11 protein-coding genes are annotated in these 9,769 nt (G+C 65.8%); 5 read left to right on the top strand and 6 right to left on the bottom strand.

What is annotated here, in order from left to right; all coding sequences use genetic code 11:
• The 3 genes from AC1DS3_RS29835 to AC1DS3_RS29825 form a co-directional block, all read left to right on the top strand.
• Positions 1 to 1,266: amidohydrolase family protein (locus AC1DS3_RS29835; protein ID WP_477128528.1), on the top strand; the 1,266-nt coding region annotated here is incomplete at its 5' end.
• A gap of 42 nt (positions 1,267 to 1,308) precedes the next feature.
• A complete protein-coding gene (locus AC1DS3_RS29830) occupies positions 1,309 to 1,749 on the top strand; it encodes a DoxX family protein (protein WP_441631687.1) in 441 nt (146 codons plus the stop codon).
• 75 nt (positions 1,750 to 1,824) lie between these two features.
• Positions 1,825 to 2,121 carry a XapX domain-containing protein gene (locus AC1DS3_RS29825; RefSeq protein WP_441631685.1) on the top strand — a complete coding sequence of 99 codons (297 nt, stop codon included), beginning with the start codon at positions 1,825 to 1,827 and terminating at the stop codon, positions 2,119 to 2,121.
• Positions 2,122 to 2,225: 104 nt separating this feature from the next.
• Here AC1DS3_RS29825 and AC1DS3_RS29820 read toward each other — a convergent pair whose 3' ends face one another.
• Positions 2,226 to 3,164 carry a LysR family transcriptional regulator gene (locus AC1DS3_RS29820; RefSeq protein ID WP_477128527.1) on the bottom strand — a complete coding sequence of 313 codons (939 nt, stop codon included), beginning with the start codon at positions 3,162 to 3,164 and terminating at the stop codon, positions 2,226 to 2,228.
• A 97-nt stretch (positions 3,165 to 3,261) separates the two neighbouring features.
• On the opposite strand from AC1DS3_RS29820, the gene pcp reads away from it, so the two are divergent.
• The gene (pcp, locus tag AC1DS3_RS29815; RefSeq protein WP_477128526.1) at positions 3,262 to 3,909 is read left to right on the top strand and encodes a pyroglutamyl-peptidase I; all 648 of its coding nucleotides are present in this window, start codon (positions 3,262 to 3,264) and stop codon (positions 3,907 to 3,909) included.
• Positions 3,910 to 3,974: 65 nt separating this feature from the next.
• Here pcp and AC1DS3_RS29810 read toward each other — a convergent pair whose 3' ends face one another.
• Entirely contained in the window at positions 3,975 to 4,811 is an 837-nt protein-coding gene (locus AC1DS3_RS29810; RefSeq protein WP_441631679.1) for a transporter substrate-binding domain-containing protein, read from the bottom strand.
• Between the two features lie 339 nt (positions 4,812 to 5,150).
• Between AC1DS3_RS29810 and AC1DS3_RS29805 the strand changes: the two genes are divergently transcribed.
• The gene (locus AC1DS3_RS29805; protein WP_441631677.1) at positions 5,151 to 5,591 is read left to right on the top strand and encodes a CBS domain-containing protein; all 441 of its coding nucleotides are present in this window, start codon (positions 5,151 to 5,153) and stop codon (positions 5,589 to 5,591) included.
• Between the two features lie 63 nt (positions 5,592 to 5,654).
• On the opposite strand, the gene AC1DS3_RS29800 is transcribed toward AC1DS3_RS29805, so the two are convergent.
• The 4 genes from AC1DS3_RS29800 to AC1DS3_RS29785 form a co-directional block, all read right to left on the bottom strand.
• On the bottom strand, positions 5,655 to 7,736 hold the full coding sequence (locus AC1DS3_RS29800; RefSeq protein ID WP_477128525.1) for a HEAT repeat domain-containing protein: 2,082 nt from the start codon (positions 7,734 to 7,736) through the stop codon (positions 5,655 to 5,657).
• Positions 7,727 to 7,870, bottom strand: a complete 144-nt coding sequence (locus tag AC1DS3_RS29795; protein ID WP_441631673.1) for a hypothetical protein — start codon at positions 7,868 to 7,870, stop codon at positions 7,727 to 7,729. The genes AC1DS3_RS29800 and AC1DS3_RS29795 overlap by 10 nt, the downstream gene beginning before the upstream one ends.
• Before the next feature lie 308 nt (positions 7,871 to 8,178).
• Positions 8,179 to 9,387 (bottom strand): acyl-CoA dehydrogenase family protein, encoded by a 1,209-nt coding sequence (locus AC1DS3_RS29790; protein WP_441631671.1) that lies wholly within the window; start codon positions 9,385 to 9,387, stop codon positions 8,179 to 8,181.
• 150 nt (positions 9,388 to 9,537) lie between these two features.
• Positions 9,538 to 9,769, bottom strand: a 232-nt coding sequence (locus tag AC1DS3_RS29785) for an NADPH-dependent FMN reductase family protein (RefSeq protein WP_477128524.1), incomplete at its 5' end; no start/stop codon positions are given.

The following is a 9,769-nucleotide window of genomic DNA, read 5'->3' as shown; positions in this document are numbered from 1 at the left end:
ACGCTGGCCAAGGGCCCCAAGCTGCCGCCCGAGTACCAGAAGAATTCCACGCGGCATTTCATGCGCGAGGTCAACCGTCTTGGCGTCACCGGCGTCATCGACGCTGGCGGCGGCTACCAGAATTACCCTGAGGACTATCACATCATCGAGGAGTTGCACAAGGACGGGCAGCTGACGGTGCGCCTGGCCTACAACCTGTTCACGCAGAAGCCCAAGGACGAGCTCAGCGATTTCAGYGGCTGGTCCAAGCAGATCAAGCCTGGCCAGGGCGACGACCTGTACCGTCACAACGGCGCCGGCGAGATGCTGGTCTACAGCGCCGCCGACTTCGAGGACTTCCGTGTCGAGCGGCCCGACATGCCGCCGTCGATGGAGGGCGACCTGGAGCCGGTGATCCGCCTGCTGGCGGAGAACCGCTGGCCCTGGCGCCTGCACGCCACCTACAACGAGACCATCTCACGTGCGCTGGATGTCTACGAGAAGGTAGCGAAGGACGTGCCCTTCGACGGCCTGCACTGGTTCTTCGACCACGCCGAGACCATCACGGACCGCAACATCGACCGCATCGCGGCGCTGGGCGGCGGCATCGCCGTGCAACACCGCATGGCCTACCAGGGCGAGTATTTCGTCGAGCGCTACGGCGCGCGCGCAGCCGAGGCCACGCCACCGATCAAGCGCATGCTCGAGCGCGGTGTCAAGGTCGGCGCCGGCACCGATGCCACGCGCGTGGCCTCGTACAACCCGTGGGTGTCGCTGTACTGGCTGACCACCGGCAAGACGGTGGGCGGGCTGTCGATGTATCCGCAAGCCAACCTGCTCGACCGCGAAGCCGCGTTGCGCCTGTGGACCGAAGCCAACACCTGGTTCTCCTCCGAGGAGGGCAAGAAGGGCCAGATCAAGGCCGGCCAGCTGGCCGACCTGGCGGTGCTCTCCGCCGACTACTTCAGCGTGCCCGGAGACGATATCCAGGACATCACCTCGGTAATGACCGTGCTGGGCGGCAAGGTGGTGTACGGCGRCGGCAATTTCGACAAGCTCGCGCCGGCGCTGCCTCCCGCCATGCCGGACTGGTCGCCGGTGCGCCACGCCGGCGGCTACCAGCCGCGGCCACAGGCCAAAGCGCTCGCGCTCAACACCGCGTGCGCTTGCGCCAGTGCCTGCGGCGTGCACGGCCACGGCCATGCCAACGCGTGGACCGCCGGCGTGCCGGCGTCGGACGAAAGCAMATTCTGGGGCGCGCTCGGCTGTTCCTGCTGGGCCTTCTGAGACGCGCGTCCGATCCACATATCCTGCCAGGGAGACTCCAAGATGCGCCCTTCCGCCTCCACCCACCCTAGCACGGCAGGCGCCGTCGCGCTCCCGCCCTGGCTGCGTTGGCTTGCGCTGCTGGCGCTTTGYGCCGCCTACCTGCAAGGCGGCCTGGTCAAGGCCACGGACTTCGCCAGCGCCATCGGCGAGATGCAGCACTTCGGCCTCGCGCCGGCGGCGCCGCTGGCCGCCGCGGTGATCGCGCTGGAGCTGGGCGCGTCGCTGATGATCCTGTGCGGCGTCTACCGCTGGCTCGGCGCGCTGGCGCTGGCGGTCTTCACGCTGCTGGCGACCCTGCTGGCCAACCGCTTCTGGGCGGCGCCGCCAGCCGAGCAGTTCATGCTGGCCAATGCCTTCTTCGAGCATATCGGCCTGGTCGGCGGCTTCGTGCTGGTGGCATGGGAAGACCTCTCCCGCCGCGCCGCCAGGCAAACGGCATGAAGCTGGCCATGGCCTGGCCATGCCGCGAACTCGGCAACCCACACTGATCACTAAACACTGAACACTGGAAATGCGATGAAACTCTATATCGTTTCGCTTGGCGCCGGCATCCTTGTCGGCATCATCTACGCCTTGATGCAGGTCCGCTCGCCCGCCCCGCCCGTGGTTGCGCTGATCGGGCTGCTTGGCATGCTGATYGGCGAGCAGGTCGTGCCGCCAATCAAGCGCATGCTGGCCGGCGAGCCCGTCACCGCGGCCTGGTTCCACGCGGAGTGCGTACCCAAGATCACTGGCACGCCGCCGCCGGCAACCTTGACCGCGGCCCGCAACGACATGCCGCCAGCGCCGCGCGGCACCACCGAATCGCACTGAGCCCGCTTGGCGGCGGGCCCTCCTGCAAGGGCCCGGCCAATCCGCCTCGGGAAAAACCAAGCCGGGACGGATGCGAGACTGGCTCATGGCCGCATGCGTGGCAGCTAGGCCGCGCCGTTCCTGTCCATATCGCCCACCGCTTCACCAACGATGCGGCGTAGCCACCCAAGCGCTGCATTACCCTGCACGCGGCGACTGCAGACCATGTCTACGCTGAACGCGTTTTCGCCCAGTTCCGGCGGCAGCGCATGCAGCGCGATCTGCCGGCCTGCCAGTTGCAACGCCGMTCGCCGCGCGAGCGTTGCGACGAGGTCGGTGTTCTGCACGGCATAGGGCAACGCAATAATGTGGGCGAAGGTTGCGGCCACGCGTCGCTTGACTCCCAACCTGGCCAGCCTCTCATCAATCACGCCGCGGGTGGAACCGTCGTCGCTCGGCACGAACAGTGCGTGCGGCAACGCGATGAAGGCCTGCAGGTCCAGCACGTGCTTGCGCAGGCGCGGATGGCGGCGGTCAGCGATGCAAACGAATTGCTCCTCATACAGAGGGGTGACAAGCATGCGTTTTGGCGGCGTCAGGTGGCCGCCGATGGCCATGTCCAGCACGCCTTCATCCAGTTGCTTGTAGATGGCAGCGCGATCGAGCTTTGCGACGCGCAGATCGGTGTGCGGTGCCAGGCGACGCAGCCGCGCCAATATATGCGGCACGACCACGATGTCGGCATAGTCGCTGGCGGCGATGGTGAAGCGCTTGCCGCTAGCCGTCGCGGGATCGAAGCCGGCGCCCTGGTCCAGCACCTCGCGGATCTGCGCCAGTGCCTGGCCGATGGACGGCATCAGGGCCATGGCCCGTTCGGTTGGCACCATGCCGGCCGCGGTCCGCATGAACAGTTCGTCTTGAAACAGCGTGCGCAGGCGGCTCAGCGCGTTGCTGACCGACGGCTGGGCTCGGTGCAGACGCTGCGCGGCTAGCGTGACGTTACGCGTCTCGAAGACGGCCTCGAAGGCCACCAGCAGGTTCAGGTCGACGGAAGCTAAATTCATGAATCCAATACTACGGATATTGATTATCTATTTCAAGAATTCATACCCGCAGGTCTATGCTTACGGATCTACCAGCTAACCAGGTTTGGAGCGCGCAATGGCCAAGATTTTGCTCACCGGCATCGAACCCTTCGATGGCGAAACGATCAATCCGTCATGGGAAGCGGCGCRAGCGCTCGACGGCGAGTCCATTGATGGGGCAAGCATCGTCGCTCGTCAACTGCCGTGCGTGATCGGTAAGGTGAACGGGGTCTTGCGGCGCGCCATCGAGGAGGTTGATCCGACCGTGGTGATTTGCCTCGGACAGGCCGGCGGCCGCAGCGATATCTCGATAGAACGAGTCGCGATCAATGTGGTCGATGCACGGATCCCCGACAATGAAGGGCACCAGCCTGTCGACGAACCGGTCGTCAGTGACGGGCCGGCAGCCTATTTCTCCACCCTGCCGATCAAGGCCATTGTCGGAGCGCTCCGTCAACATGGCGTGCCCGCCTCTGTGTCGCAAACGGCCGGCACGTACAACTGCAATGCAATTTTCTACGGGCTATCGCACTACATCGCCGAAAGCCGGCCCGGCCTGCGCGGCGGCTTCGTCCACGTGCCCTATTTGCCCGAAATGGCGGCCCGCCATCCGGGCGCTCCCAGCCTTGCGCTCGCTACGCTCATTGCCGGCGTCCGGGTGATCGTGGCGACCACGCTGGCCGTGGAGCAGGACATCCGCGAAGGGGCGGGCGCGCTGCACTGAATCGGCCAGGAACTCAACATTGCCGAGCCTGCGCTGTAGCGATTCTCTGCCATGTGTGCGTCGCCTCAGGCGGGCGTCTTGCGGAACTTCTCATGCAGCTGGCGCAGCAGCGGCGTGGGCGTCATGCCATTCTTCTTTTCAACGCCAATCAGCCAGCCGGTGCGATGCCAGTCCTGCACGATGCGGTCGATGGCGGCCTGGGTATCGGTCTCGCCCTTGCGCACCCAGATCACCGATGGCGACGGGATCAGGTCGCGTGGGGAGACGATCTCGTAGTCCTTCCAGTCGGCGTTGTTCTCCACCAGGTCGCGCAGCGTCGGGCTCACATGCACCGCCGCCACGCAATTGCCGCCCCTGAGCGCCAGCAGCGACTCCGGCTGGCCGCGAAAGGCCTTGATCTGCGCGCCATACTGCTCGGCCAGCGGCTTGGTGAAGTTGCTGCCCTGCGAAACGCAGACCGGCTTGCCCTTTGTGTCTTCCCACCTGGCGATGCCGCTACCCTTCCTGGCGATAGCCGCACCTCCGACCTCTTCAAAGGGCGTGGGCACGAAGGACAGGATCTCGCTGCGCTCCTGCGTCCATTGCATATTGGCGATCAGGATGTCGACCTTGCCTTGCTGGAGGAACTGCACGCGGTTCGAGGGCTGCACCTGGATGGTATCCAGTGTTACGCCAAGGCCCCTGGCCACGCCTTCGGACAACTCCACGTTATAGCCGATGTGCTTTTGCGTAGCTGGGTCGATGGTGCCGAAGGGCGAGCCCGAGAGGATCACGCCTACCACGAGCTTGCCGCGCTGCCTGATCTTGTCGAGCGTGGCATCGGCATGGGCGGCGCCCGCCGCCAGGCAAAGCAAGGCGGCAGCGATTCGGGAAACGGACGGGAAACGGAAGACGGAATTCATGCGGGCCACGCGCCGAGGCAAGTGAAAGGGAAACGGGGATCTTGCTCGATTGCGCGCACGATCACAAGAAAGGGTTTCGGATATGGATATCTGCTTGCGGACCGGGCGCGCGGCAGGCCGCTGCGAGTGGCCGCAATCTGCTCACCAAAGGCCCCTCCCATTTGCAATCGGCATGCACCCGGCGCCAGGTAGCGGTACGTACAGAAATACAAGCCCCCCCGATCGTAGGGTCAAGTTTCCCCCCGGGGGGTCGATAGAAGGGATCACGGCTTTGGTCTGTGACCGGCCAGGTGCGCGTACGCGCATGCGGATCGCTTACGACCATAGGAAAAGACAAACATGGAGCTAGTAGTGAGCATTGATAGCATCATGTCTAGAAAGCTCGTCACCGTCGTGTTCGACGACACGTTGGCAACGATCAAGAATATCTTCGACGAGGCGAAGTTCCACCACGTGCTCGTCGTGGAAGACGGGAAGCTGCACGGTGTTGTATCGGACCGCGATCTGCTGCGCGCGATGAGCCCATTTATAGGCAGCACGGTAGAGTCAGCCAGGGACGTCAACACCCTCAAGAAGCGCGTGCACCAGATCATGACGCGCAAGCCGGTAACGCTGCGCCCCGAGGCCGGGATTGCGGATGCCATTGCGCTATTTCTCGCCCACCAGGTCTCGTGCATTCCCATCGTCGACGAGCAGTTTCGGCCGGTTGGCATCGTGAGTTGGCGAGACATCCTGCGATCGCTGGCGGCAAGTTCCACGCCGCCGGATAGCGCCGCCTAGGAAAGGCATGGCATCCGCGATATCCGGGCGGGGGATATTGTCCACCCCCTAGCAGTACGGCCGCTACGCGTAGTGCACCGTTCCGATGCCGACGCGGCGGGATCTGCCACCCTCGTCAGGCATCGCGTCTGTTTCGAGTGCCTCGATCGCCTCCTCCAGCGCTTGCCTCACGTCCTCGCGCCGTTTCGGCAGAGCCGACAGCAGATCGCGCAGTTCGGACACATCGCAGATCTCGGCCAGGGCCTGGACGGCCTGCTGCCGCACGTGGGGATCGCTGTCGCCAAAGCTGCCGGTCAGCAGTGGCAGCACCTTGCCGGGCGTGAAGAAGCTGAGTGCCCAGACAACCCGGCGCCGAACATCTGGCGAAGGCTCGCGCTTGAGCCGCGACGCCAATGGCGGAACCGCTTCATCGTCGCCGATAGCCGCCAGCGCCACCGCCGCCTCGCCACGCACCTCATCGTCGTCATCACTCAGCAGCCCAAGCAGCAGCGGCATCGCGCGCGGATCGGGTTGTTCCCGCAAGGCTTCGACGAGACCCGCGCGCGCATCTGCCTGCGCGGTGGCGAACACGTCGATCAGATGCGCAATGACTGCGGGGTTGCCATGGCGCGTCAGCGATTTCGCCAGCGATCCCTTTACTTGTGCATCCGCATCGGGGGCGCGCAGAAAGGCCAGTGCTTCCGGCGGTGTGACGGCACCATCGGGCAGCCAGATTGTTTCGGCTGCCGCTTGCTGAACACGCCGGCTCGGATCCTGGAGGCAACCCAGGATCAGGGCGGCATGGCCCTTCGCGTCGATGCGGCCGATGGCCTCGATGGCCTTGCACCGCACCTCGTCGTCGCGGTCGCGCAACGCATTCGCAAGAAACGGGACGGCCTGCGCATCGCGCAAGCTGGCGAGCGCGTCGCAGACGCTGCGCCTGACGCTCGGCTCGGCATCGCTCAGCGCGCGGAAAAGGCTTTGCAGCGTGGGCGTGGTGTCGGGATGCGCCTCCCACGGGAGGCTGCCGAGCGAGCCGGCGGCGCGCTCCCTGAATTCGGCATCGGGATCCTGCAGCGCGGCATGCAATACCGGCAGCGCGTCAAAGTCGTTGTTGTCGCCCAAAGCCCAGAGCACCGCCCAGCGCACCCGGCGTGTCTGCGCAGGATTGTTGAACGCGTCAATCAGATGCTGCGTGGCGGCTGCGTGCCGCATCTCGCCCAGCGCGTTGACCGCGTAGTAACGGACCTCTTCGTCCGGATCGCTGACGATGCGGTCGGCGAGGATGCCGATGGCTTGATGTACCTGCATCGAGCCCAGCGCGATGACGGCCTGCAGGCGCACGCGAGCCACCTCGTCGTTTGCCGCAACCATGAGCGCCGGGATGGCCTCCGGCGGCGAGAATCGCAAGGCTTCGGCCGCCGTCTCCCGGACGATTGCCGAGGTATCCGACAATGCGGCCAAGAATACGTTGCGCAGCGCCGGCACCGCGTCGAAGCCGGCGCACTCCCTGAGCGCGGATAGCGCCGTGGCCCGCACACCTTCGTCGCTGTCGTTGACGGCCACGCGCAGATCCGGGACCAGGTCGGCACGCTGCACTTCACCGAGCATGGAGGCGGCAAAGGCGCGAACCTCGGCGTCCTGATCGTGGCGCAGGCGGTCTTTCAGCGCCTCGACTGCCGGCTCCGTGCGAAAGACGCCGAGCGCCAGGACGGCTTGCTTGCGGACCTCGGCACTGGCGTCATCGAGCGCCGTGACGAGAGCATGCACGTGCTTTGGCGACTGGCTCGCCAGGGCCGCCGCCGCGGCCGCCCGGATCGACGCGTCGGGGTCGCCCGCCAGCGCTTGGAGCACTGCCTGCGCCGCTTGCGCATGCGGTTCCATGTCGTAGTGCCCGAGCGCATGGATCGCGCTGGCGCGAATGTACGGGTCTTCATCCCTCGCCGCGGCCAGCAACGGCGGAACGAACGCATCGTCCGTCCCCGGATCGGTGAGGCTGACGTTCGCGCCGCGCCGTTCGTCAGGGGGCTGCGCCCTCAAGGACGCGATCAGGTCTTCGATTTCGCTCGGCGCACGCACCRCTTCGGCGGCCGAATCTTGAGCAGCGGCATCCCGATTGCCAGCAAGGGCAGCTTTCACGCGCAGCATCAGTGCCTTCAGCCGCATGTGCCAGCCCCCGGACCTTCCCTCGTGTCGTTGTCCGCGACCGGCAATGCGCGCAGCCGCCGCCCCTCGAACAGCGCATGGGACACGCAGTCCATGCGCCGGATTTCCTTGATATCTATCATGATGACGATCACGATGCGTAAGCTTCCCTCTCCATTGCACGGTCGCGAGGCATACGCCTTGTTCGCCTGCTGTTCGCCTGCGTTTGCCTGCTTGACGGATTGGTGACCAGCTCGCCCGTCGACCGGCACACACCGCTCGCTTCGGCCTCAACGCAACCATTTCGCGTCGAACCGGCGCGACACGTTATCACAGGCGCTTCATGCATCTCAAGTGCAGGCGCAACCCGGCAACGTGGGCAAAGAAGTCGCAGCGGCGAGACGCACATTGGCCGGGATGTTGCATCTTCTCGGCTTTGCGGATTCGTGTTGGGGGTATCGGTTCAGGCCGCCTTCGCCCCAACCGACCAGTAGTAAGTCGGTGCCGTGCCGTTGATGCAGTGATCCCCAACCCCCCTTGCCTTGTAGATGGTCGGATTATGCGAAGCCAGCGTGCGGGCATTGCGCCAGTGGCGGTCCAGCTGACGGCCTTCGTCCAGCGCGGAAGCGCCGCCTATATCGAACAGCCGTGTGGCCGCCGCCAGCACCTGGTCCGCGATGCCAACCTGCGCCTTGGCGGTACGCAACTCCACATCGTCCAGCAAGCCGACCGGCACGGCTTTGCCCCGCTGGCGCAGGCGATCGATCTCACCCAGGCCTTGCGCCACGGCGGCGACGGCGGCAGCCGCCACGAACGCCGTGCCGGCCAGCTGGCCCACCACCTGCTGCACCAGCGGATCCTCGGCTGGCGTACGTCCGCTGCCGTGGCTGTACACCCGCTTGCGCGCGCGCACAAAGGCCGCCGCGTCGCGCTCGATGGCCCGGGCGATGCCGGCCAGCGTCGCCAGGTGCACCAGCTGGAAGTAAGCCGTGATGGACGTGGGCACATTGCGCGGGAAGCTCAGCACCTGTTGGCCGGATACCGCGACGCCGCGAAAGCGTGTGGTGCCGGAGCCGGTGAGGCGCTGGCCAAAGCCCCGCCAGTCGTCGATGCGGTCGATGCCCGCCGCATTGGCCGGCACCAGCACATAAACGGGTTCGGCACTGCCCTCGCGGCTGGCGCTGACGGCAATCCAGTCGGCATAGAGCGTGCCTGTGCTGTAGAACTTCTCACCGTCGAGGCGCCAGCCTTCGCCATCTGGCGACAAGGTGGTCTTGTGCTTGCCTGGCGCGCCGTCGCCAAGCTCGGTCGTGGCGTTGCCGAAGATCGCGCCCTGCGCGACGAGCCGCAGCCAGCGCTCCCGCAGCTCGGGCGCTATCTCCGCATAAAGCCGCTCGACAAAGCCAAAATGGGCGCGCAGGATCTGCGGCAAGTTGGAATCCGCTTCGCCTAGTTCGATCAGCAATGCAAACAGTTGCTCGACCGAAGCGCCCAGCCCGCCGAGCGCCACCGGCACGCGCAAGGCGCCGAAGCCGGCATCGCGCAGCAGGGCGACCGCATCGAAAGCAAGCTCGCGCCCCTGTTCGCGCTCGGCCGCGCGTTCGGCGATCTGCGCAAAGACCGGGCGGAAGCGGGCGGAGAGATCCGCCTGGGAAGGATTGCGTTCTGGCATGCGTTTGTTGTCTGGGTTTAGATAGCGATGGCAATCACAGGAGGCTCGCCAGCGGCGGCGTCGGGGTCGTCCGGCTCGCCGGGCTTGTGCCGGTTAGCCCGCAGCTCACCGATCTGGACCAGAAGACATTGATTGCCGCGGTTCTCCCCTTCAAGCCGCGCGCTGCAGCGGCAATTTGCGGCTGGCTTCGAACAACGGCGCGCAACGATCCGCGGCCAGGCGAATGCGTTCGGCCAGCGCGGCGCTGCTGACCTGGTAATTGTGGAAATCTCCCGGGCTGCCGTACACGCCGATGGGCAGCGTGAGCGCCTGCAGGAAGCCGAACAGCGGCCGCAACTGATGCTCCAGCACCAGCGCGTGGCGGTCGCTGCCGCCCGTGGCC

Source organism: Cupriavidus sp. 01L46 (assembly GCF_056399905.1).
This window is presented reverse-complemented; position numbering and strand designations above follow the sequence as displayed.